This window comes from Pseudomonas sp. SORGH_AS_0211 (assembly GCF_031453455.1).
GTDB classification, from domain to species: Bacteria; Pseudomonadota; Gammaproteobacteria; order Pseudomonadales; family Pseudomonadaceae; genus Chryseomonas; species Chryseomonas aestiva.
Genome location: NZ_JAVIZV010000001.1, coordinates 755,865 through 777,898, shown reverse-complemented (window position 1 = coordinate 777,898; position 22,034 = coordinate 755,865). Strand labels below are relative to the sequence as shown.

The window sequence follows — 22,034 nt, the reverse complement described above, 5'->3', positions numbered from 1 at the left end:
CATGCACCTCATCATCGTGAGCGGACGTTCCGGGTCGGGCAAGAGTACGGCGCTCAACGTGCTTGAGGACAATGGCTTCTATTGCATCGACAACCTGCCGGCCAGCCTGCTGCCCGATCTGGCCCAGCATGCGCTGACCGACATGGAGCGCCCCCAGCCCAAGGTCGCCCTGTCCATCGATGCGCGCAACCTGCCCAGTCAGTTGCAACGCTTTCCCGAATTGCTCGAACAGGTGCGCAGTCGCAACATCCGCTGCGACGTCCTCTACCTGGATGCCGATGACCAGGCGCTGCTCAAGCGCTTTTCCGAGACGCGCCGCCGGCATCCGCTGTCGAACCAGGAAAGGTCCCTGGCCGAGGCCATTCACGACGAACAGGTGCTGCTGTCGCCCATCGCCGACCTGTCCGACCTGAAGATCGACACCACCCACCTGAATCTCTATCAGCTGCGCGACATCCTCAAGTTGCGCCTGCTGAACGCGCCGGAGCCCGGTACCGCCTACCTGGTGGAATCCTTTGGCTTCAAGCGCGGGCTGCCGGTGGACGCGGACATGGTGTTCGATGTGCGCTTCCTGCCAAATCCCTACTGGAAACCGGACCTGCGCGACTTTTCCGGACTGGATGCGCCGGTACGCGACTATCTCGAGCAACAGCCCGAGGTAGAGACCCTGTACAATGACATCCGCGATTACCTGGTGAAGTGGCTGCCGCGTTTTGCCGCCAACAACAGGTCCTATGTGACCGTGGCCATTGGTTGTACCGGTGGTCATCACCGTTCGGTCTATCTGGCCGATCGCCTGGGTCGCGAACTCAAAGACCTGCTCAAGAACGTCCAGATTCGTCACCGCGATCTCTGACGCCCGTTTTGTTTCGACAAGGACAGACTCAATGCCTGCCCAACAGATCACCATCATCAACAAGCTGGGCCTGCACGCGCGTGCGGCTGCCAAGTTCGTCGGCGTGGCCGGCCGCTATCCTGCCAGCATTCGCGTCGGTCGCAGTGGCGAGCCGCCCGTGGATGGCAAGAGCATCATGGCGGTCATGATGCTGGCCGCTGGCAAGGGCACGGTGCTGCAACTGGAAACCGAGGGTGAACAGAGCGACGAGGCCATGCGTGCCCTGGTCGAGCTGATCAACAACTACTTCGACGAAGGTGAGTGATCGGCCCTGCTCCAGCATCGCCCAATAAAAAAGCCGCCCGAAGGCGGCTTTTTTATTGGGCGTCGACTCAGGCGTTCAGCGCCGCTTCGTAGCGACGGGTCACTTCCGGCCAGTTGATGACGTTGAAGAAGGCGCCGATGTACTCGGGACGGCGGTTCTGGTAGCGCAGGTAGTAGGCGTGCTCCCAGACGTCCAGGCCGAGGATCGGGGTGTTGCCGGTCATCAGCGGGCTGTCCTGGTTGCCGGTGCTCTCGACCACCAGCTTCTTCTCGGGGGTGACGCTCAGCCAGGCCCAGCCACTGCCGAAGCGGGTCAGGGCAGCCTTGGTGAAGGCTTCCTTGAAGGCATCGAAGCCGCCCAGCTGGGACTCGATGGCTTCGGCCAGGGCGCCTTCGGGCTTGCCACCGGCGTTGGGGGCCATCACGGTCCAGAACAGGCTGTGGTTGGCATGGCCGCCACCGTTGTTCTGCACGGCGCCGCGCTTGTCCTGGGGCAGCTTGTCCAGCTGGCGAACCACGTCTTCGGCCGACAGGTTGGCGAACTCGGTGCCTTCCAGCGCCGCGTTCAGGTTGTTGATGTAGGTCTGGTGATGCTTGGTATGGTGGATTTCCATGGTCTGGGCATCGACGTGCGGTTCCAGCGCGTCGTAGGCGTAGGGCAGCTGAGGCAGAGTATGCGGCATGCGGATTGTCTCCATGGTGGCTTTGGTATGGACCCATCGCCCTTGGGCGATGGGGTGTACGGCTGGTGCGCCACGGCGCACCGTCTGAAGCCTGGGCCGTCCGGTCACGGAATTCGACCGCACGGCTATGTCCTAGTGCATTGCTAGGATACTAACGAGTAACGGGGTGGGCTGTCTCCCGTTCGACAGGATTTTCCTTTCCACGACGTCTGCGGCGACCTGCAACTAGCTGCCCGCCAGGGTCATGCCATCGATCAACACCGAGCCGGTGCGCAGACTGCCGCGGCGTTCCACGTCGCTGCCCACGGCCAGGACCTGGCGGAACATGTCGCCCAGCCGTCCGGCGATGGTGACCTCCTGGACCGGAAACTGGATCTCGCCATTCTCGATCCAGAAGCCGCCCGCGCCACGGGAATAGTCACCGGTGACCAGGTTGGTGCCCTGCCCCATCATTTCCGTGACCAGAAAGCCGGTGCCCATCTGCCGGATCAGTTCGGCCTGATCCGCCGTGCCGTGGCTGACATGGAGGTTGTGCACACCGCCGGCATTGGCCGTGCTCTGCATGCCCAGCTTGCGCGCGGAGTAGCTGCCGAGCACATAGGACACCAGGCGACCGTTCTCGACGAAGGGCTTGGCGTAGGTGGCCAGCCCCTCGCCGTCGAAGGCGGCACTGCCCAGGGCGCGCGGCAGGTGCGGCCGCTCATCCATGGTCAGCCACTCGGGAAACACCTGCTGGCCCAGGGCGCCTTCGAGGAAGGACGACTTGCGATAGAGGTTGCCGCCGGAGATGGCGGCGAGAAAGGTGCCAAACAGACCGGCCGCCATTTCCGGGGAAAACAGCACCGGGACCTTGGCGGTGGGCACCGGCCGCGCGCCCAGGCGACTCACGGCACGCTCGGCGGCGCGGCGGCCGATTTCCTCGGCACTCATCAACTCGCTGCCGATCCGGTTGACGTCGTAGTAGTAGTCGCGCTGCATGGCCTCGCCACTGCCGGCGATCATCACGCAGCTCAGGCTGTGGCGGGTGCTGGCATAGCCGCCGACGAAACCGTGGCTGTTGCCGTACACCCGGCAGCCCTGGTGGGTGTTGAGGGTGGTGCCGTCGGCGTTGCCGATGCGACTGTCGGCGGCATAGGCCGCCGCTTCACAGGCCAGGGCCTGCTCGATGGCCTGCTCGGGGGTGATGTCCCAGGGATGATAGAGGTCGAGATCGGGCAGCTCGCCGCGCGCCATCAGCTCGGCGTCGGCCAAGCCCGCGCAGGGATCCTCGGAGGTGTGCTTGGCGATGGCCAGGGCCGCGGCCACGGTTTCGCGGATCGCCTCGGGACCGGTGGCGGAGGTGCTGGCCGAGCCTTTGCGCTGACCGGCATAGAGGGTGATACCGAAGCCCTGGTCGCGATTGAATTCGACCGTTTCCACCTCGCCCTTGCGCACCGAGGTGGACAGACCCTGGTCGACCGAGACGGCCACTTCACCGGCACTGGCGCCCTGGCGCCGGGCCTCGGCCAGGATGGCCTCGACCTGTTCGCGCAATTCGGGGAGCGCGGCGGGACCCACGGCGGCGTTGCGATTCATGACGTTCTCCTTACGGACGGCGCCGGCCAGGCCGGACAACCGTGCGGCAACTCGTTATGATGGCGCCCATTCTTAGCTGGACCCCATAGTTCATGGTTGATTCTTACGACGACGACGCGCCGCTGGGCGAAAAGAGCAAGACACAGGTCAAGCGCGAGCTGCATGCGCTGCAGGATCTGGGCGAACGCCTGGCCGGCCTGCCGGCCGAGCAGCTGGACCGCCTGCCGCTGACCGATCCGCTGCGCAAGGCCCTGGCCGACGCGCCCAAGCACAAGACGCACATCGCGCGCAAAAGGCATATCCAGTACCTGGGCAAACTGATGCGCGACCAGGACCTGGAAGCCATCCTGGCGCTGGCCGACCAGATGGACACCTCGACGCGGCAGTACAACGAGCGCTTCCATGCCCTGGAGCGCTGGCGCGACCGCCTGATCGCCGAGGGCGACCAGGCGCTGGAAGCCTTCGTGGCGCTGTATCCGGAAACCGATCGCCAGCATTTGCGCGGCCTGGTGCGGCATGCCCAGCACGAGGCCGCGCACAACAAGCCGCCCGCGGCGGCGCGCAAGGTGTTCAAGTACATCCGCACCCTCGACGAGAGCCAGCGCGGTCTGCGCTAGGTCTCTGTCCGCGATGGCCACGGCCGGCGCCCGCATCAGGCGCCGGTGCCGCCCACGGTGATGGCATCGATCTTCAGGGTCGGCTGACCCACGCCCACCGGCAGTGACTGGCCGTCCTTGCCGCAGGTCCCTACCCCCGCATCCAGCGCCAGGTCGTTGCCGACCATGGACACCCGGTTCATGACCTCGGGGCCGTTGCCGATCAGGGTGGCGCCCTTCACCGGGCGACCGAGCTTGCCGTTCTCGATCAGATAGGCCTCGTTGGTGGTGAAGACGAACTTGCCGCTGGTGATGTCCACCTGACCGCCGCCCAGGCTGGCGCAATAGATGCCCTTCTCCACCGAGGCGATGATCTCGGCCGGATCGCTCTGGCCGGCCAGCATGTAGGTGTTGGTCATGCGCGGCATGGGCAGGTGCGCATAGGATTCGCGGCGACCGTTGCCGGTGGGCGCCACGCCCATCAGCCGGGCGTTGAGCTTGTCCTGCATGTAGCCCTTGAGGATGCCGTTCTCGATCAGCACGTTATAGCCGCTGGGGGTGCCCTCGTCGTCGATGGACAGGGATCCGCGACGATCCGGCAGGGTACCGTCGTCGACGATGGTGCACAGCGAGGACGCCACCTGGCGACCGAGCTGGCCGCTGTAGTTGGAGCTGCCCTTGCGGTTGAAGTCGCCTTCCAGGCCATGGCCGACCGCCTCGTGCAGCAGCACGCCGGACCAGCCGGCGCCCAGGACCACCGGCAGGGTGCCCGCCGGGGCCGCGGTGGCTTCGAGGTTGACCAGCGCCTGGCGCACCGCTTCGCGGGCATAGCCCAGGGCGCGGTCGTCACGCTGGAAATAGCGGTAGTCGCAGCGACCGCCGCCGCCGCTGTTGCCGCGCTCGCGGCGGCCGTTCTGCTCGACGATGACACTGACGCCCAGGCGTACCAGCGGGCGTACGTCGGCCGCCAGGGTGCCGTCGACCGCGGCCACCAGGGTGCGCTCCCAGACCCCGGCCAGGCTGATGGTGACCTGCTGGATACGCGGGTCCAGGGCGCGGGTCGCCTCGTCCAGCTGCTTCAGGAAGCTGACCTTGGTGGCGCGATCCAGCACCTCGAGGGGATTGTCCTGGCCATAGAGCCGCTGCGCCGGCTCCACCGCGCGAAACGCCTGGACCTGGCCCTCGGCGCCGCTGCGGGAAATGGAACGCGCGGCCTGGGCGGCCAGATCCAGGGCCTCGCCGGTAATGGCGTTGCTGTAGGCGAAACCGGTCTTCTCGCCGGACAGCGCCCGCACCCCGACGCCCTGGTCGAGGTGGAAACCGCCTTCCTTGACGATGCCATCCTCCAGCAGCCAGGACTCGGAGACGATGCTTTGGAAATACAGGTCGGCGGCGTCGATGCCGGGCCCGGCCAGACGCTGCAGCACGGGTTGCAGATCGTCCACCGCGAGTCCGCCGGGGCCCAGCAGGGCCGAGCCGACGCTATTCAGGTAATCACTCATGGAAACTCCAAACGACGCCAACAGGGGCGCCGGAACGATGAAAGGGTCGCGAGGTGACCTCTAGCCTACTCGCGGAAGTGACTGATCCCTGATGCAAAAGACCAATGGGCGCCATTGCCGTTCGGCTCCTAGTGGCCAGCCAGGCGCGCCGGCGCGAAGCGGCGGTGCTGGATGACGGGCATTCGCTGGCGCAATCGGCCCTGGCGCTCGGCATCGCGCTCGATGAGCAGCACGGCCTCGCCACTGGCCTGGACGGCAAGCACCTCGCCCCAGGGATCCACGGCCATGGCGTGGCCCCACGTCGTGCGGCCATTGGCATGGACACCGCCCTGGGCGGCGCCCAGCAGGTAGCTCTGGGTCTCCACCGCCCGGGCGCGCAGCAATAGCTCCCAATGGGCCTGGCCAGTGGGCACGGTAAAGGCCGAGGGGGCGCTGATCAGCTCCGCACCGGCGGCGCGCAGGGCGCCGTAGAGTTCGGGAAAGCGCAGGTCGTAGCAGACGGTCAGGCCCAGGCGGCCGACCGGGGTATCCACCACCGTGAGGGTCTCACCGGCGGCATAGTGATCGGATTCGCGATAGCTGCCCTGGCTGTCGCTGACGTCGGCATCGAAGAGATGCAGCTTGTCATAGCGGGCGACGCGGCGACCCTGGTCGTCGAACAGCAGCGAACAGGCACAGGGCTTGCCCTCGGTCGCGCCGTCGGGCAGCAGCGGCAGGGTACCGGCGAGCAACCAGAGCCCCAGCTCGCGCGCCCGACCGGAGAGCCAGGGCAGGATCTCGCCCTGCCCCAGCGCCTCGGCCCGCGCCAGTTCGGCAGGGGCTGGATGGCCGATGGCGACGAAGTTTTCCGGCAGCACCGCCAGGCGCGCGCCCGCTCCGGCAGCGCGTTCGAGCAGTCGCTCGGCGGCGCGCAGATTGGCCGCCACCGCGGGACCGCTGACCATCTGCAGGATGGCTATGGACATGCAGGCACTCCAGAAGGGAGCGTCCATCCTAAGCAGCGGCGCGGCCGCAGGGCAATGCTCAATCGCGCTTGCCCGTGGTCATGGTCGGATTCTGCCAGGGGCCTTCGATATGGTAGTTGATGCTGGCCATGCGCGTGATGCGATCGCCGATCAGCCGATCGACGATGAACAGCGCGCCACCGATGGCCGGCGCCCCAGCGATCAGCGCGGCCAGCGGCAGGGAGTTGCTGACCGGCAGCCCCACCTTGAGGTTGGCATCGACCCGGTTGCTGGCCATGTCCAGCAGGCCTTGCAGACTCATCTCGGCACCCGGCCCGCTGAGGCTGATGGGCTTGCGGGTGCGGAAGGCACCCTGCTGGGCGTCGAGCACCCCGGTGATGCTGTCGTAACTCAGGCCCTTGCCGAACAGATCGGAGAAATCCAGCCGCAGGCGGCGGCGGATGGATTCGAAATTGAGCAGACCGAAGATGCGCAGCGCCGAGGCCGTGCCTTCCACCTGGCGCAACTGGCCGTCATTGAAGCGGGCATCGAGGCTGCCATTGAGCCGGGCCAGGGCGACATAGGCTGGCGAGCCGGGCCAGTCGACCCGGGCATCCAGGCGGAAATCGCGACTGGTGACGCTGGAGGCGAAATTCCAGCCCAGCAGGATATCGGCGATGTTGCCGCCGGCGAGGCGGCCCTGGTAGTAGCTGTGGGTTGCACCTGGCGCGCCTTCCCAGCGGAGCGCGCCCTGTACCTTGAGGCCCCGCAGGTCGAGATCCAGGGCGTTGAAGTTGGCGCCCGAGGGCGAAGGCCTGAGCTGCAGGCGCTGGGCACCCACCAGACGGCCACCCAGCTCCAGGCGATCGATGACCAGATTCAGCGCCGGCAGGCTGCGCGGATCGACGTCGGCCAGCGGATCGGGGCGCGGCGCCTCGCTTTCCACCGAGGGATCCGCCGGCGTCTGGGGAATGCGTAGGTGCTGCAGGTTGATGTCGATCGGCTGGCCGGTCTGGCGCGGGATGCGCACCTGGCCGGCGATGGTCTGGCTGGCCAGGCCGAGTTGCCAGGCAGAGCCCTGGGGTTCATAGGTGAGCCGCAGGTTGTCGATCTGTTGCCCGAACGCCAGGAAGCGCCCGAAGTTGAGATCGCCCCGCCCGAGGCTGGAGACGTCCAGGGTATTGCCACCGCCCGGCCCTGCACTGCCGCCGCTCCCCGCCCTGCCATAGCGCTGGTAGATGTCCTGCCAGGCGGCCAGATCGAATTCCGCCAATTGCCCGCGCAGGTCGTAGCCGGCGGCGGTGGGCAGATTGGCGGTGCCGCCGCCCAGCACGATCTCGCCGCGGCCCTTGGCGATGGCCTTGGGGTCGAGCAGCAGCACGGCATCGGCGAGGCCCTTGTAGGTCGCCTCGACCCGCCGCTCGCCCTCGTTGAGTGCCAGGCTGAAGAAGCCGTCACGCGCCTCGTCGGCGTGTTTGCCGAAGGGCGCCGGCAGATCGACGGTCACCCCGCGCAGATCCGAGGTGACCGCCAGTTCGCTGTGCTCGGCCAGGATCAGGCCGAGGCGATAGCCGAGCAGGCCACGCGCCGGGATGGGCCGACCTTCGCTGCCCAGCCAGCGCGCCAGCTGGTCGACGTCGACCCGGCCGTCCACCACCAGCCGGGTGCGCGGATCGTCGGGTTTACCCTCGGCCAGCGCCTGACCGCGAATGGGCTGATCGAAGACCCGCGCCTGGATGTCGGGGGCACTGAGGCCGCTGCGGGTGTCGTAGCGGAAGGTGCCGCGCAGCTCGGTGAGGGTCAGCGGGGGATCGGCCAGCTCCAGGCGCGCCTTGTCCGGTGTCAGCTCGACCACCACCACCGGTGGCTGCCCCTTGGCCAGGGGGATGTCCAGATTCAGGCTGCTGTTGGCGAGCGCGCCCTCGCCCTTCCAGCCGGCAAAGACCTTGGCGGTCGGCAGCGGCGTTTCCTGAAGGATCTTCAGGCCATCGCGTACGCTGCTGTCGAGTAGCGCGCTGAGCCGCAGGTGGGGTGCGCTGCCATCGTGCAGCAGCGGAATGCGCGCCTCGACGTCCCTGACCCGGGTGTCGAGGATGCGGCCTTCGGGGAACTGCACCTTGACCCCGTCGCTTTCGATGAAGACATCGCCGCGCGCCTCGCGCAGGGCGGGCCAGCCGGGCTGGTAGGCCAACTGGGCGTCGTGCACCCGGAAGAACAGACTCATGGTGCGCGAGTGCGCCGGCGAGCCGTGGCGCAGCGAACCCTGGTACTGGTAGATGCCCTCGTCGATGCGGCCGCCGACGATGGCGGTGGTCAGCCACTGGGCCAGCTCCGGGCTGAAATCCGTGGCCGGCAGCTTGGTCGGCAGGTACTTGCGGGTGTAGCTGGCGTCGCCATCCTTGAGGCCGACGCGCAGGTCCATGTAGCTGTCCACTTCGGGATGCAGGCCGAGCTGGATATGCATGTCGCCACTGGCGGCGCCTTCCGGCCCGGTGACCTGCATCAGGGCGCTGCCCAGGGTGAAGCGCTGGTCGTCGAGACTCCAGGTCAGCCGCGCCCTGGCGGTGCGATAGCGCCAGGGCTCGGGAAAGAGGTCGCTCAGGTGCAGCATGAAGTCGGTGGTATCCAGGCGCAATTCGCCACCGCCCAGGCTGCCGCTCAGGCTGCCGGTGACGCCCTCGGCGGCCGGGGCGCCGTGATAGGCGGCAAAGCCCACCCGTTCCAGGTTGGCCGCATAGGTCAGGCGCTCGCGCAGCGGCTTCTGCGGATAGAAGTCGGCGTTGAGGTTGCGCAACTGGCCATGGGGCGCCAGGGCCTGGAGCGCCTGGGCGACCGGCGCCGGCAGGGGCGCCAGGTCCCGCGCCAGCCTGGCGGCCTGCCTGAGATCCAGCTGGTCGCCGCGCACCTGCAGGTGCTGGGCGGTGCTGTCATAGCCCAGGCCATAGCGGGCCTCCAGCGGCTTGCCGTCGAGCTGGGCCTTGAGCGCCAGGGCTCCACGGTACTGGCTGGCGTCACCGGCCTGCTGGTCGGCGTCCAGGGTCAGGCCCTGCAGGCGCACCGGAGGATGATCGGCATAGGCGAGCGTCAATTCATCCGCCTTCAGGCGCAGGTGCGAGCGCTCTAGTCGACCTTCGGCCCAGGCGAACCAGAGCTCGCCTTCCGCCTGGGCACGCCGCAGTTGCCACTGCCGGGTCAGGGCCGCCGGCACCCAGCGGGACCAATCGCTGGCGGGCAGGCTGAGATAGCCTTCGACGGTACTGGCACGCCAGTCTTCGGGACGCGGCATGGCGGTGAAGTGCGCCGCTACCGTGCCACCGTCGGGCAGCCGGAAACGGGTCGCCAGTTCCAGGGCGCCGCTGAGCTGCCGGGACAGACTGGCCTCGGCATACCTCAGGGTCACCGGCGAACCCTGCTGGGGAATCAGGCTGAGCTGGCTGTCCAGCAGACTGGCATGGCCCAGACGTGCCAGGCCATCGAGCAGCGGACCCGGATCGAAGGGCTTGGCATCCGGCGCTCGCGGCGGCAGGCCGCGCAATTGCCAATGCCCCTGGGCGTCTTCCTGCAGGACCAGATGGACGCCATCGACCTGCACGGACTTGAGCCGCAGCTGACGATGCCAGAGGCTGCCGAAGACATCCGGCACCACCTGGAGATGATCCAGCTGCACCATGCCCTCGCCGCGACCCAGGGACAGATCGCGCAGGATCAGCACCGGATTCCAGCGGGCCCAGCGTCCTTCGAGCCGGCCCAGGCGCACCGGCTCGCCGAGCACCGCCGCAGCGCGTGACTCGACTTCATCGCGGTATTCGCCGACCCAGGGCATGAGCAACCGCCCCAGGCCGAGGTAGAGCGTCAACAGGACGAGCACCAGCAGCGCCAGACCCAGCGCGCCGCGTTTGAGCAGGGACATCAAGACCCGGACCTAGAGCAGCACGACATCGTACTGCTCCTGGGAATACATGGTCTCGACCTGGAATTTGACGGTGCGGCCGATGAAGGCCTCGAGATCGGCGACGTTGCCCGATTCCTCGTCCAGCAGCCGATCCACCACCTTCTGGTTGGCCAGCACCAGGTAGGAATTGGCCTGGTAGGCCCGCGCCTCGCGCAGGATCTCGCGGAAGATCTCGTAGCAGATCGTCTCGGCGGTGCGCAGGATGCCGCGCCCCTGGCAGTTGGCGCAGGGCTCGCAGAGCACCTGGGACAGGCTCTCGCGGGTGCGCTTGCGGGTCATCTGCAAGAGGCCCAGTTCGGTGATGCCGATGATGTTGGTCTTGGCATGGTCGCGTTCGAGCTGCTTTTCCAGGGTACGGATCACCTGGCGCTGGTGCTCTTCGTCTTCCATGTCGATGAAGTCGATGATGATGATGCCGCCGAGATTGCGCAGCCGCAGCTGGCGGGCGATGGCGGTGGCCGCCTCCAGATTGGTCTTGAAGATGGTCTCTTCCAGATTGCGATGGCCGACGAAGGCGCCGGTGTTGACGTCGATGGTGGTCATGGCCTCGGTGGGGTCGATCACCAGATAGCCACCGGACTTGAGCAGCACCTTACGCTCCAGGGCCTTCTGGATCTCGTCTTCCACGCCATAGAGGTCGAAGATCGGCCGCTCGCCCGGATAGTGCTCCAGCCGCGTCGCCACCTCGGGCATCAGCTCCTCGACGAACTGGCCGATGCGCTGGAAATTCTCGCGACTGTCGACGCGGATCTTTTCCGTGCGCGGCCCGACCAGATCGCGCAGGGCGCGCAAGGCCAGGGTCAGGTCTTCGTAGATGGGCACCGGCGTCGGTCCCTGGAGGTTTCCGGAGATCTGCTGCCAGAGCCGCCGCAGGTAGCGGATGTCGGCGAGGATGTCTTCTTCGCGCGCCGCCTCGGCGGCGGTGCGCAGGATGAAGCCGCCCTCGTGCTCGATGCCCTCGCTCTCCACGCAGCGCGCCATGATCGCCTTGAGGCGCTCGCGCTCGGCTTCGTCCTCGATCTTCAGCGAGATGCCGACGTGGGAGGTGCGCGGCATGTAGACCAGGTAGCGCGAGGGGATCGACAGGTGGGTAGTGAGGCGGGCGCCCTTGGTGCCTATGGGATCCTTGGTGACCTGCACCACCAGCGTCTGGCCCTCGCGTACCAGGGCGTTGATGCTTTCCACCGCCGCACCTTCGCGCTGGGAGATCTCGGCGGCGTGGATGAAGGCCGCACGCACCAGGCCGATGTCGATGAAGGCCGCCTGCATGCCCGGCAGCACCCGCACCACCCGCCCGCGATAGATGTTGCCGACGATGCCGCGTCTCAGGGTGCGCTCTACGTGCACCTCCTGCAGCACACCGTTTTCCACGACGGCGACACGGGACTCCATGGGAGTGATGTTGATGAGGATCTCTTCGCTCATGGAGGACTCTTGGACGACGTGGAAGGGCAGAAAGGGGACCGTGGCGCCTGGCGCCTCAGGACGGGGTATTCGGCCGTCAGACAGACCGCCAACAAGGGATGGCGAAAGCGCTCAGCAGTTCCGCCGTCTCGCACAGCGGCAGCCCTACCACGGCGCTGTAACTACCCACCAGGCCGCGCACGAAGACCGCGCCGGCGCCCTGGATGGCGTAGCTGCCGGCCTTGTCGCCCGGCTCGCCGGTGTCCCAGTAGCGTTCGGCCTCGCCGGCCGCCAGGGGGCGGAATTCCACCTCGGCGGACACCACGCGACTCAGGCAGCGCTCGCCATCGGCGACGGCGACGCCGGTCACCACCCGGTGCCGACGTCCGCTGAGCGCGGCGAGCATGGCCAGGGCGTCGGCGCGATCCCGGGGTTTGCCGAGCAGCTGGTCATCGAGCACCACGCAGGTATCGGCGCCCAGCACGCAGCCAGCGGAGGCACCGGCCAGCACCTGCCAGCCCATGGCCGCCTTGGCCCGCGCCAGGCGTTCGACATAGGCGTCCGCCGCCTCCCCCGAATGCGGGGTTTCGTCCACCGTTGCGGCGACCTTCTGAAAGGCCACGCCGATCTGTTCGAGCAGTTCGGCGCGGCGGGGCGAAGCGGAGGCGAGGTAGAGCTGGGACATCGACAACAACCAGACGGCGGGGGGATGACGGGAGAATGCCAGCCTGTTGCAGGTGAAACCAGCCTAGGCTTTGTCTGACAAGTGCTGCGCTCGATCATGCGGCGGTAAAAATCAACTCGGAAGGCTCATCTACCCTTCGTGAGCTCGTGCGCGAGCCCGGTCCGCTTCCTCGCTGCCTTGATTCGCTAGCGCTCATCCTTCGGGCCAGCCTTCGGCCGTCACTCGTTGGTCGTCGCGCCTTGCCTGACCTTCGCTCGGCGACTTTTCAGACGAGCCTCAGTTGACGCCGAATCTGAGGCGCAGTCCGCGCAGCAGCAGATAGATCCACGGCCAGAGCAGCGCGCTGACCAGCGAGGGGGTGAGAAACACCAGGGTCGGTGGCCGGCTGCCGGCCAGGGCATTGAGCCACAGCGCCAGCAACTGGGCGATGCCGTAGACCACCAGCAGCACGAAACTCTGCTGCCAGATGGGAAAGGCCCGCAGCCGCTGCGCCAGGGAGCGCACGAGAAAGACCACCAGGCTCAGTACCAGGGCGGTCTGGCCCAGCAGGTTGCCGTAGAGGACGTCTTCGGCGATGCCCATCGTCCAGGCGGTGAACAGGCCGACGCGGTGCGGCAGGGTCAGGGTCCAGAACGTCAGCAACATGGCCAGCCACAGCGGCCGGCCGATCTCCATGAACTCGGGCATGGGCACGACGGACAGCAGCAACCCGACCAACAGGGTGAGCCAGATCACCCACCCGTTGTGGCCGATGCGCAGCGCCATCAACGATCACCCTCGTCCGGCAGTTCCGGTGCGGGTTGCTGGGTCCGGCGCTGCGGTTGGGTGGCGTTAGCTGCCGGGTGGCCGGGCGTGGCGGTCGCGCCCGACGCCGGTGGCTTGGCCGGCGTCGCCGGATGAGCCGCGTTGCCACTCGCATTCGCGGGCGGCTTGGTCGGCGTGGCGGGATGGGCCGAGCTGCTGCCCTGGCCCGCGGGCGGCTTGACCGGCGTCGCGCTGCGACTGCCGGTGCCGGTGCCGGTAGCGGGCGCCGGCGTGGCGTTGGCGGCCGCCGGCTGCGCAGCCGAGGCGCCGGCCGGCGGCGGATTCGCCGGCGCCGCCGGGCGCTGGGCCGCATGGCGATCGGCGGCTTCCTGGGCCTCGGCGGCATCGTTGGCGCGCTGCTCCGGCGTGCGGGTATCGCTGAACACCAGCAGCATGTAGCGGCTGCGATTGAGCTTGGCGGTGGGAATGGCGCGCACCACGGCGAAGGGTTGCCCCGAGTCGTGGATCACCTTGGACACGGTGGCCACCGGATAGCCCGCCGGAAAGCGCTGGCCCAGGCCGGAACTCACCAGCAGGTCGCCTTCCTTGATGTCGGCGGTGTCGGCCACATAGCGCAGTTCCAGCCGCTCGGGATTGCCGGTACCGACGGCGATGGCGCGCAGGCCGTTGCGATTGACCTGCACCGGAATGCTGTGGGTCACGTCGGTGAGCAGCAGCACCCGCGCCGAATAGGGCATCACCTCCACCACCTGGCCCATCAGGCCGCTGGCGTCGAGCACCGGCTGGCCGACGAAGACGCCGTCCTTCGCGCCCTTGTCGATGATGATGCGGTGGGTGTAGGGATTGGGGTCGACGCCGATCAGTTCGCCGACCAGCACCTTGTCGTCCACCAGGGCGGCGGAATTGAGTAGCTCGCGCAGGCGCACGTTCTGTTCGGTGAGGGCGGCGAGTTTCTGCAGGCGGCGCTGCAGCAGCAGTTGCTCAGCCTTGAGCCGCTCGTTTTCCGCCATCAGTTCGGTGCGGCTGGAAAACTGGTCGCTGACGCCTTCCCAGGCGCGCAGGGGGAAACCCGCCACCTCATAGAGGGGCGAAAGGACCAGTGCCAGTTCGCTGCGTACCGGTTTCAGGTAGTCGAAGCGCGCGTCGGTGACCATGACACCCACCGAAAGGGCGGCCAGGATCAGCAGACGAATGCCCAGCGCCGGGCTTTTGCTGAAAATCGGCTTGATGGTGAGTTCCTCGCAGAACGCGCCCCGCTCCGGCCGCCAGGAGCAGCCGGAGCGGGGCCTGTAGCCTGGAACTGCCTTATTCGGTGGACAGCAGGTCCATGGCGTGGCGATCCATCATGTCCAGCGCCTTGCCGCCGCCACGGGCCACGCAGGTCAGCGGGTCTTCGGCGACGATCACCGGCAGCCCGGTTTCCAGCGACAGCAGCTTGTCCAGGTCGCGCAGCAGGGCGCCACCACCGGTCAGCACCAGGCCACGCTCGGCGATGTCGGAGGCCAGCTCCGGCGGCGACTGCTCCAGGCAGCTCTTGACCGCCTGGACGATGGTCGCCAGGGATTCCTGCATGGCTTCGAGCACCTCGGTGGAATTGAGGGTGAAGCTGCGCGGTACGCCTTCGGCCAGGTTGCGGCCCCGGACGTCGATCTCGCGGACCTCGCCGCCCGGATAGGCGGTACCGATTTCCTGCTTGATGCGTTCGGCGGTGGATTCGCCGATCAGGCTGCCGTAGTTGCGGCGCACGTAGGTGACGATGGCTTCGTCGAAGCGATCGCCGCCGACGCGGACGGATTCGGCATAGACCACGCCGTTCAGCGAGATCAGGGCGATCTCGGTGGTGCCGCCGCCGATGTCGACGACCATGGAGCCATGGGCTTCCTCGACCGGCAGACCGGCGCCGATGGCCGCGGCCATCGGCTCCTCGATCAGGAACACCTCACGGGCACCCGCGCCCAGCGCGGATTCGCGAATGGCGCGGCGCTCGACCTGGGTCGACTTGCAGGGCACGCAGATCAGCACCCGCGGACTGGGCTGCAGGAAGCTGTTCTCGTGCACCTTGTTGATAAAGTATTGCAACATCTTTTCGCAGACGCTGAAGTCGGCGATGACGCCGTCCTTCATCGGGCGGATGGCGGCAATGTTGCCCGGCGTCCGACCAAGCATGCGCTTGGCGTCGGTACCGACGGCGACGACGCTCTTCTGGTTGCCATGGGTACGGATGGCGACGACCGACGGCTCGTTGAGCACGATGCCACGCTCGCGGACATAAATCAGGGTGTTGGCGGTTCCCAGGTCGATCGACAGATCGCTGGAGAACATGCCACGCAATTTCTTGAACATGAGGTGACCCTAGGCGGTGACAAGCAGGCACGCGACAGGACAAACGTGCGGGTAAAAAAGTGCGGCAGACTCTAACAATCGCAGGGATTTAGGGCAAGGCGCCGATATGCTAGATTGAGAGCTTTTCCGGGCCGTTAAGCCCCTGTTCAACGCGGCGCCCGACCTGCCCAGCCCGTCTCCAGCATACGCGGCCGCCAACCGGGTCACGCCGCCTTCCTGCTTGGAGAAGCCGATGGCGCTCGAACGCACCGACGTCGAAAAGATCGCTCACCTGGCCCGTCTGGGTCTCGATGAAGCGGATCTCGCCGCTACCACCGCCACCCTCAACGACATCCTCGGCCTCGTCGACCAGATGCAGGCCGTGGATACCACGGGTATCGCCCCCCTCGCCCACCCGCTGGAGGCCACCCAGCGCCTGCGACCCGACCAGGCCACTGAAGGCGACCGGCGCGAGGCCTACCAAGCCATCGCCCCGGCCGTGGAAGCCGGCCTGTACCTGGTTCCCAAGGTGATCGAGTGAGACACGACATGCATCAGCTGACCCTGACCGAAATCGCCGCCGCCCTGGCCGCCAAGGATTTTTCCGCCGAGGAACTGACCCGCGGCCTGCTGCAGCGGATCGAGCAGCTCGACCCCCGGCTCAACAGCTTCATCACCGTGACCACCGACCAGGCGCTGGCCCAGGCGCGGGCTGCCGACGCCCGGCGCGCCGCCGGCGAAAACGGCGCCCTGCTCGGTGCGCCGCTCGCCCACAAGGACCTGTTCTGCACCCAGGGGGTGCTGACCAGCTGCGGTTCGAAGATCCTCACCGGCTTCAAGGCGCCCTATGACGCCACCGTGGTGGAGCGGCTGGCCGCGGCTGGCGCCGTCTCCCTCGGCAAGCTGAACATGGACGAATTCGCCATGGGTTCGGCCAACGAATCCAGCCACTACGGCCCGGTGAAGAATCCCTGGGACGTCACCCGGGTGCCGGGTGGCTCTTCCGGCGGCTCCGCCGCGGCCGTGGCCGCGCGCCTGCTGCCGGCCGCCACCGGCACCGACACCGGCGGCTCGATTCGCCAGCCGGCGGCCCTGACCAACCTCACCGGCATCAAGCCCACCTACGGCCGCGTCTCGCGCTGGGGCATGATCGCCTACGCCTCCAGCCTCGATCAGGGCGGCCCGCTGGCGCGCACTGCCGAGGATTGCGCCCTGCTGCTGCAGGCCATGGCCGGTTTCGACCCCAAGGACTCCACCAGCGTCGACCAGCCAGTGGACGACTATCAGGCTGCCCTGCAGCAGCCGCTGAGCGGCCTGCGCATCGGTCTGCCGCGGGAATACTTCGGCGCCGGCCTGGACGCCCGCATCGGCGAGAAGGTGCTGGCCGTGGTCGAGGCGCTCAAGCAGCTCGGCGCCACCGTCAAGGACATCTCCCTGCCCACCCTGCAGCACGCGATTCCGGCCTATTACGTCATCGCCCCGGCCGAGGCCAGCTCCAACCTGTCGCGCTTCGACGGCGTGCGCTTCGGCTATCGCTGCGAGAATCCGGTCAATCTGGAAGATCTCTACAAGAGATCCCGTGGCGAAGGCTTCGGCGCCGAGGTGAAGCGCCGCATCATGGTCGGCACCTATGCCCTGTCGGCCGGCTACTACGACGCCTACTACCTCAAGGCCCAGCGCATCCGCCGGCTGATCAAGAACGACTTCGTCGCGGCCTTCGCCGAGGTCGACGTCATCCTCGGCCCGACCACGCCGAACCTGGCCTGGAAACTCGGCGAGAAGAGCGACGACCCGGTCTCCGCCTACCTCGAGGACCTCTACACCATCGCCGCCAACCTCGCCGGCATTCCGGGCCTGTCGATGCCGGCCGGCTTCGTCGACGGCCTGCCGGTGGGCGTGCAACTGCTCGGCAACTATTTCCAGGAAGGCCGTCTGCTCAACGTCGCCCACCAGTACCAGCAGGTCAGCGACTGGCATCGCCAGGCGCCGAGCGGCTTCTGAGGAAGGATAGAGACATGCAATGGGAAACCGTGATCGGGCTTGAGATCCACGCTCAGCTCAGCACCCAATCGAAGATTTTCTCCGGCAGCGCCACCAGCTTCGGCGCCGAGCCCAATGCCCACGCCAGCCTGGTCGACCTCGGCATGCCCGGCACCCTGCCGGTGCTCAACGCCGAGGCCGTGCGCATGGCCTGCAAGTTCGGCCTGGCCATCGATGCCGAGATCGCCGAGCGCAACGTCTTCGCGCGCAAGAACTACTTCTACCCGGACCTGCCCAAGGGCTACCAGACCAGCCAGATGGATCATCCCATCGTCGGCAAGGGGCACCTGGACATCACCCTGGAAGACGGCACCGTCAAGCGCATCGGCATCACCCGCGCGCACCTGGAAGAAGACGCCGGCAAGAGCCTGCACGAAGACTTCCACGGCATGAGCGGCATCGATCTGAACCGCGCCGGCACGCCGCTGCTGGAGATCGTCTCCGAGCCGGACATCCGCAGCGCCAAGGAAGCCGTGGCCTACGTCAAGGCCATCCATGCCCTGGTGCGCTACCTGGGCATCTGCGACGGCAACATGGCCGAGGGTTCGCTGCGTTGCGACTGCAACGTCTCGGTGCGCCCCAAGGGCCAGGAGGCCTTCGGCACCCGCGCCGAGATCAAGAACGTCAACTCCTTCCGCTTCATCGAGAAGGCCATCAACCACGAGGTCCAGCGCCAGATCGAGCTCCTCGAGGACGGTGGCAAGGTCGTGCAGGAAACCCGCCTGTACGATCCCAACAAGGACGAGACCCGCTCCATGCGGAGCAAGGAAGAAGCCAACGACTACCGCTACTTCCCCTGCCCCGACCTCTTGCCGGTGGTGATCGAGCCGGCCTTCCTGGCCGAGGTGCGCAGTCAGCTGCCCGAGCTGCCGACCGAGAAGCGCGATCGCTTCAAGAGCGAGTACGGGCTGTCGGTCTATGACGCCAGCGTGTTGTCCGCCAGCCGCGAACTGGCCGACTACTTCGAGGAAGTCCAGCGGGTGAGCGGCGATGCCAAGCTGGCGGCCAACTGGGTGATGGGTGAATTGTCGAGCCTGCTCAACAAGCAGGACCTGGACATCGCCCAGGCGCCGGTGAGCGCGGCCCAGCTGGGCGGCCTGATCCTGCGCATCAAGGACGACACCATCTCCGGCAAGATCGCCAAGATGGTGTTCGAGGCACTGGCCGCCGGCGAAGGCGCGAGCGCCGATGCCATCATCGAAGCGAAGGGCCTCAAGCAGGTCACCGACAGCGGTGCCATCGAGGCCATGCTGGACGAGGTCCTGGCCGCCAACGCCGCCCAGGTCGAGCAATATCGCGCCAGCGACGAAGCCAAGCGCGGCAAGATGTTCGGCTTCTTCGTCGGTCAGGCGATGAAGGCTTCCAAGGGCAAGGCCAACCCCGGCCAGGTCAACCAGCTGCTCAAGCAGAAACTGGAAGGCTGACGGCAGTCGCACGGGGTTACGGACCGGGGCTGACAGCCCCGGTCCTGGTGTGGTGTTGCAGACGTTCGCGCAAGAATTAGCGAGTGATTTTTTGACGGTTCGGCGCCGCGACGCGTCATAGCAGAGCTGTGGCGGGGAGCGGCAACGCCGCCGGGACGGTCCACCGCCGCGGCCGAAAAAGCGCCGCCAAAATTGTGTAGATGGCTTCTGAATCACCACACTCATCCCTTAAGCTGCTGCCGGTCGTTTTGCCAGGAGGCATCGAGATGCATCGGATCCACCGTGCCGGACTGCTGTCGCTGGTCCTGCTGTTCGCCGGTTGCGCCAGTCAGGAAAGCTTCCCGCCCACGCTGTCCTCCAGCGCTGTCCATGACTATCAGGACACCGGCATGGCGTCCTTCTACTCCAAGTGGCACGCCGGTCGCCGCACCGCCAGCGGCGAAAAATACGACCCTGGCGCCCTGACCGCCGCCCACCGCACCCTGCCCTTCGGCACCCGCGTCCAGGTCACCAACCTGGCCAACGGCCGCAGTGTGGTGGTCCGCATCAACGATCGCGGCCCGACGGTTCGTCGACGCCTGATCGACCTGTCGCGCAGCGCGGCCGATCGGCTCGACATGGTGGCCGACGGCACCTCCCGGGTCAGCATCCGCAGCCTGGACTGATACGGGCGCTAGCCCTGACAGGCCGGGGCATAGGCCCACAGTAGCCGGGACGGTGTCGCAGCGAGCTGTCGGGCGATGGACGCATAGCGCGGGTCGAGCAGACTGGCCGACCAGTACAGGTTTCTGGCGCCCTGGGGCTGCCAGGGACCCGCATAGCCGGGCAGCCCGGCCTGGGCACGCTGCACATCGAAGCGTACCGTCGTATTGCGGAACTCCTCGTGGCTGCGCTGACCCTGCGCATAAGGCAGCAACCAGTCGAGCGCCCTGGCCAGGGTCTGGCCTTCAGCGCCAGGCAAGTGCAACCAGTCCTCGCCGCGACCCTGGGCTACCGCCGCCGCCAGTACCAGGGGTTCGAGGTCGTAGACGACATAGTGCAGGGCATCGCGCTCACCGAAGTCCAGCACCTCGCCATCGGGCTTGAGATTGACCGACAGCTGCGCCACGAAGGCCGCCCGCGCCCGGGCGAACAGCGCCGGATCGTCCAGCGCACCGGCGGCCAGGGTCGCCAGCTTGATCCTGTGACTCTGCCAGTTGTTGCTCCAGACCCCGTGGGCATTCCCCCGATGCGCCTCCATCTGCTGCAGATAACCCTCGGCCAGGGTCTTGATGAAGGCGCGGGAACGCCGGGCCGTTGCTGCGGGAAGGTCCGCCGCGGTCAGCTGATAGGCAACGATGAGGCTGCTCAGGTTGGTTTCGTCGATGGGCTGGAAGCTGGGCCGATACCCTGGCAGCCAGGCATCGAGATAGCTGCCCAGGCGCGCCAGGGCCACGGCATCGCGACTGTCCCGCCAAGCCAGCGCCAGATCGAGCATGTAGCCGAAATCCCGTACCGCCGCGGCGGACTGGTCGTGGATGCCGGTATGCGGCAGGGTCCCTGCGGTATGGATGACCGGCAGCGCCCGGGGCCCGGCCGCTGGAGGATGACTGACCGCCTGCGCCAGCGCCGCGGCCGAGGGCGGTCTTGCCGCCAGGCAGGTCGTGTGTCCGGGGGATGCAGCCAGGGCGAGATACAGCAGGGCGGCGCTCATGGCGGGGATCTCCAAGCGAAGCGTTGCTCAGGAAAGGGCTGGAGCGCCACCCTGCCCGGCTTCGCGCTCAGGCGCGCTGGCCTGCTCAGCCTCGCACCCGGTCCTTAGCGATAGCTTAAGCCGGTCGCCTCCCGCCGCGTGCTACCAAGGTCTGCCAACCCCGGCGAGCGGGCAAAAAAAAGCCCGCGACCAAGCGACTGGCCGCGGGTTGTGCAACGGGAGGAGAGATGCCGGAGCACCTCCCGGGTAGCGGACCTTACTGCGGACCGAGCTTGTCCATCAGCGCGGCCAGTTGCTCGTATTCGTCCCGCTTGAGATCGGTCAGAGGGGTCCGCACGGGACCGGCGTCGTAGCCGGCGATCTTGGCGCCCGCCTTGACGATGCTGACGGCATAGCCGGCGCAACGGTTGCGGATTTCCAGGTACGGCAGGAAGAAGTCGTCGATCAGCTTGCCAACCGCCTCGTGATCGTCACGGGCGATGGCTTCGTAGAATTGCACGGCGGTCTTGGGAACGAAGTTGAACACGGCCGAGGAATAGACCGGCACGCCCAGCGCCTTGTAGGCGGCGGCATAGACTTCGGCGGTGGGCAGGCCGCCCAGGTAGCTGAAGCGATCGCCCAGGCGACGGCGGATGGCGACCATCAGCTCGATGTCACCCAGGCCATCCTTGTAGCCGATCAGGTTCGGGCAGCGCTCGGCCAGTTGCTCCAGGTGATGGGGCTGCAGGCGGCAGACGTTGCGGTTGTAGACCACCACGCCGATCTTGACCGATTTGCAGACGGCTTCGACATGGGCGGCCACGCCGTCCTGGCTGGCTTCGGTCAGGTAGTGCGGCAGCAGCAGCAGACCCTTGGCACCCAGGCGCTCGGCTTCCTGGGCATAGGCGATGGCCTGGCGGGTGGAGCCACCGACACCGGCGAGGATCGGCACGCTGCCCTGGCAGGTGTCCACCGCGGTCTTGATGATGCCGCTGTATTCGCTGGCTTCCAGCGAGAAGAATTCACCGGTGCCGCCGGCGGCGAACAGCGCGGTCGCGCCATAGGGGGCCAGCCACTCCAGGCGCTTGGCATAGGTGTCGGGGCGGAAGTCGCCGTTGGCATCGAAGTCGGTCAGCGGGAAGGACAGCAGACCTGAAGAGAGGACGTGTTTGAGTTCTTGTGGAGTCATCTTGAGTGCCTCGGCAAAGGTTGGACTGAGGTGCGGCAGGTCCGCTACCTGTTGTAAGTCATCGTACAACCTCTTTTATGGAAGGGGCAAGCCCCAACCAGAAAAATGCTCCTTAAGATGCT

At 67.0% G+C, this 22,034-nt stretch carries 19 protein-coding genes; 7 read left to right on the top strand and 12 right to left on the bottom strand.

Going from position 1 to position 22,034, the window contains the following annotated elements; all coding sequences use genetic code 11:
• The first annotated feature begins 1 nt into the window (after window position 1).
• Entirely contained in the window at window positions 2–856 is an 855-nt protein-coding gene (gene rapZ / locus QE393_RS03500) for an RNase adapter RapZ (RefSeq protein WP_133859841.1), read from the top strand.
• Between the two features lie 31 nt (window positions 857–887).
• Window positions 888–1,160 (top strand): HPr family phosphocarrier protein, encoded by a 273-nt coding sequence (locus QE393_RS03495; RefSeq protein ID WP_133859842.1) that lies wholly within the window; start codon window positions 888–890, stop codon window positions 1,158–1,160.
• A 67-nt stretch (window positions 1,161–1,227) separates the two neighbouring features.
• Here the strand turns inward: QE393_RS03495 and QE393_RS03490 are convergent, their stop codons facing one another.
• Both QE393_RS03490 and pmbA read right to left on the bottom strand, forming a co-directional pair.
• On the bottom strand, window positions 1,228–1,842 hold the full coding sequence (locus QE393_RS03490) for a superoxide dismutase (protein ID WP_133859843.1): 615 nt from the start codon (window positions 1,840–1,842) through the stop codon (window positions 1,228–1,230).
• Between the two features lie 225 nt (window positions 1,843–2,067).
• Entirely contained in the window at window positions 2,068–3,417 is a 1,350-nt protein-coding gene (gene pmbA, locus QE393_RS03485) for a metalloprotease PmbA (RefSeq protein ID WP_310042131.1), read from the bottom strand.
• A gap of 92 nt (window positions 3,418–3,509) precedes the next feature.
• Between pmbA and yjgA the strand changes: the two genes are divergently transcribed.
• Window positions 3,510–4,034 carry a ribosome biogenesis factor YjgA gene (gene yjgA / locus QE393_RS03480; RefSeq protein ID WP_273808718.1) on the top strand — a complete coding sequence of 175 codons (525 nt, stop codon included), beginning with the start codon at window positions 3,510–3,512 and terminating at the stop codon, window positions 4,032–4,034.
• Window positions 4,035–4,069: 35 nt separating this feature from the next.
• Here yjgA and tldD read toward each other — a convergent pair whose 3' ends face one another.
• From tldD to mreB, 8 genes are all read right to left on the bottom strand, one after another.
• Window positions 4,070–5,515, bottom strand: a complete 1,446-nt coding sequence (gene tldD, locus QE393_RS03475) for a metalloprotease TldD (RefSeq protein WP_273808717.1) — start codon at window positions 5,513–5,515, stop codon at window positions 4,070–4,072.
• Between the two features lie 128 nt (window positions 5,516–5,643).
• Window positions 5,644–6,480 (bottom strand): carbon-nitrogen hydrolase family protein, encoded by an 837-nt coding sequence (locus QE393_RS03470; protein ID WP_273808716.1) that lies wholly within the window; start codon window positions 6,478–6,480, stop codon window positions 5,644–5,646.
• 58 nt (window positions 6,481–6,538) lie between these two features.
• Window positions 6,539–10,369, bottom strand: coding sequence for a YhdP family protein (locus QE393_RS03465; RefSeq protein ID WP_310042128.1), 3,831 nt, complete (start codon window positions 10,367–10,369; stop codon window positions 6,539–6,541).
• 12 nt (window positions 10,370–10,381) lie between these two features.
• Window positions 10,382–11,836, bottom strand: coding sequence for a ribonuclease G (gene rng / locus QE393_RS03460; protein ID WP_273808714.1), 1,455 nt, complete (start codon window positions 11,834–11,836; stop codon window positions 10,382–10,384).
• Window positions 11,837–11,912: 76 nt separating this feature from the next.
• On the bottom strand, window positions 11,913–12,500 hold the full coding sequence (locus QE393_RS03455; protein WP_273808713.1) for a nucleoside triphosphate pyrophosphatase: 588 nt from the start codon (window positions 12,498–12,500) through the stop codon (window positions 11,913–11,915).
• A 276-nt stretch (window positions 12,501–12,776) separates the two neighbouring features.
• Window positions 12,777–13,265: a rod shape-determining protein MreD gene (mreD, locus tag QE393_RS03450; protein WP_133859851.1), complete on the bottom strand. Its 489-nt coding sequence runs from the start codon at window positions 13,263–13,265 to the stop codon at window positions 12,777–12,779.
• Window positions 13,265–14,446: a rod shape-determining protein MreC gene (gene mreC / locus QE393_RS03445; protein WP_405046275.1), complete on the bottom strand. Its 1,182-nt coding sequence runs from the start codon at window positions 14,444–14,446 to the stop codon at window positions 13,265–13,267. Before mreC ends, mreD begins: the two co-directional genes overlap by 1 nt.
• 124 nt (window positions 14,447–14,570) lie before the next feature.
• A complete protein-coding gene (mreB, locus tag QE393_RS03440; protein WP_133859853.1) occupies window positions 14,571–15,608 on the bottom strand; it encodes a rod shape-determining protein MreB in 1,038 nt (345 codons plus the stop codon).
• A 232-nt stretch (window positions 15,609–15,840) separates the two neighbouring features.
• Between mreB and gatC the strand changes: the two genes are divergently transcribed.
• The 4 genes from gatC (at window position 15,841) to QE393_RS03420 (ending at window position 19,716) form a co-directional block, all read left to right on the top strand.
• A complete protein-coding gene (gatC, locus tag QE393_RS03435; protein WP_133859854.1) occupies window positions 15,841–16,128 on the top strand; it encodes an Asp-tRNA(Asn)/Glu-tRNA(Gln) amidotransferase subunit GatC in 288 nt (95 codons plus the stop codon).
• A gap of 8 nt (window positions 16,129–16,136) precedes the next feature.
• The gene (gene gatA / locus QE393_RS03430; RefSeq protein ID WP_273808712.1) at window positions 16,137–17,588 is read left to right on the top strand and encodes an Asp-tRNA(Asn)/Glu-tRNA(Gln) amidotransferase subunit GatA; all 1,452 of its coding nucleotides are present in this window, start codon (window positions 16,137–16,139) and stop codon (window positions 17,586–17,588) included.
• 14 nt (window positions 17,589–17,602) lie between these two features.
• On the top strand, window positions 17,603–19,051 hold the full coding sequence (gene gatB, locus QE393_RS03425; protein ID WP_273808711.1) for an Asp-tRNA(Asn)/Glu-tRNA(Gln) amidotransferase subunit GatB: 1,449 nt from the start codon (window positions 17,603–17,605) through the stop codon (window positions 19,049–19,051).
• A 266-nt stretch (window positions 19,052–19,317) separates the two neighbouring features.
• Window positions 19,318–19,716, top strand: a complete 399-nt coding sequence (locus QE393_RS03420) for a septal ring lytic transglycosylase RlpA family protein (RefSeq protein WP_273808710.1) — start codon at window positions 19,318–19,320, stop codon at window positions 19,714–19,716.
• Between the two features lie 8 nt (window positions 19,717–19,724).
• Here QE393_RS03420 and QE393_RS03415 read toward each other — a convergent pair whose 3' ends face one another.
• Entirely contained in the window at window positions 19,725–20,744 is a 1,020-nt protein-coding gene (locus QE393_RS03415) for an alginate lyase family protein (RefSeq protein WP_273808709.1), read from the bottom strand.
• A gap of 256 nt (window positions 20,745–21,000) precedes the next feature.
• On the bottom strand, window positions 21,001–21,912 hold the full coding sequence (kdgD, locus tag QE393_RS03410) for a 5-dehydro-4-deoxyglucarate dehydratase (RefSeq protein WP_273808708.1): 912 nt from the start codon (window positions 21,910–21,912) through the stop codon (window positions 21,001–21,003).
• Window positions 21,913–22,034: the final 122 nt, after the last annotated feature.

Excerpts from the sequence above, each read along its gene's own strand:
- rapZ (WP_133859841.1), top strand. The coding sequence starts at position 2 with ATGCACCTCATCATCGTGAGCGGACGTTCCGGGTCGGGCAAGAGTACG.
- QE393_RS03495 (WP_133859842.1), top strand. The coding sequence starts at position 888 with ATGCCTGCCCAACAGATCACCATCATCAACAAGCTGGGCCTGCACGCG.
- QE393_RS03490 (WP_133859843.1), bottom strand. The coding sequence starts at position 1,842 with ATGCCGCATACTCTGCCTCAGCTGCCCTACGCCTACGACGCGCTGGAA.
- pmbA (WP_310042131.1), bottom strand. The coding sequence starts at position 3,417 with ATGAATCGCAACGCCGCCGTGGGTCCCGCCGCGCTCCCCGAATTGCGC.
- yjgA (WP_273808718.1), top strand. The coding sequence starts at position 3,510 with ATGGTTGATTCTTACGACGACGACGCGCCGCTGGGCGAAAAGAGCAAG.
- tldD (WP_273808717.1), bottom strand. The coding sequence starts at position 5,515 with ATGAGTGATTACCTGAATAGCGTCGGCTCGGCCCTGCTGGGCCCCGGC.
- QE393_RS03470 (WP_273808716.1), bottom strand. The coding sequence starts at position 6,480 with ATGTCCATAGCCATCCTGCAGATGGTCAGCGGTCCCGCGGTGGCGGCC.
- QE393_RS03465 (WP_310042128.1), bottom strand. The coding sequence starts at position 10,369 with ATGTCCCTGCTCAAACGCGGCGCGCTGGGTCTGGCGCTGCTGGTGCTC.
- rng (WP_273808714.1), bottom strand. The coding sequence starts at position 11,836 with ATGAGCGAAGAGATCCTCATCAACATCACTCCCATGGAGTCCCGTGTC.
- QE393_RS03455 (WP_273808713.1), bottom strand. The coding sequence starts at position 12,500 with ATGTCCCAGCTCTACCTCGCCTCCGCTTCGCCCCGCCGCGCCGAACTG.
- mreD (WP_133859851.1), bottom strand. The coding sequence starts at position 13,265 with ATGGCGCTGCGCATCGGCCACAACGGGTGGGTGATCTGGCTCACCCTG.
- mreB (WP_133859853.1), bottom strand. The coding sequence starts at position 15,608 with ATGTTCAAGAAATTGCGTGGCATGTTCTCCAGCGATCTGTCGATCGAC.
- gatC (WP_133859854.1), top strand. The coding sequence starts at position 15,841 with ATGGCGCTCGAACGCACCGACGTCGAAAAGATCGCTCACCTGGCCCGT.
- gatA (WP_273808712.1), top strand. The coding sequence starts at position 16,137 with ATGCATCAGCTGACCCTGACCGAAATCGCCGCCGCCCTGGCCGCCAAG.
- gatB (WP_273808711.1), top strand. The coding sequence starts at position 17,603 with ATGCAATGGGAAACCGTGATCGGGCTTGAGATCCACGCTCAGCTCAGC.
- QE393_RS03420 (WP_273808710.1), top strand. The coding sequence starts at position 19,318 with ATGCATCGGATCCACCGTGCCGGACTGCTGTCGCTGGTCCTGCTGTTC.
- QE393_RS03415 (WP_273808709.1), bottom strand. The coding sequence starts at position 20,744 with ATGAGCGCCGCCCTGCTGTATCTCGCCCTGGCTGCATCCCCCGGACAC.
- kdgD (WP_273808708.1), bottom strand. The coding sequence starts at position 21,912 with ATGACTCCACAAGAACTCAAACACGTCCTCTCTTCAGGTCTGCTGTCC.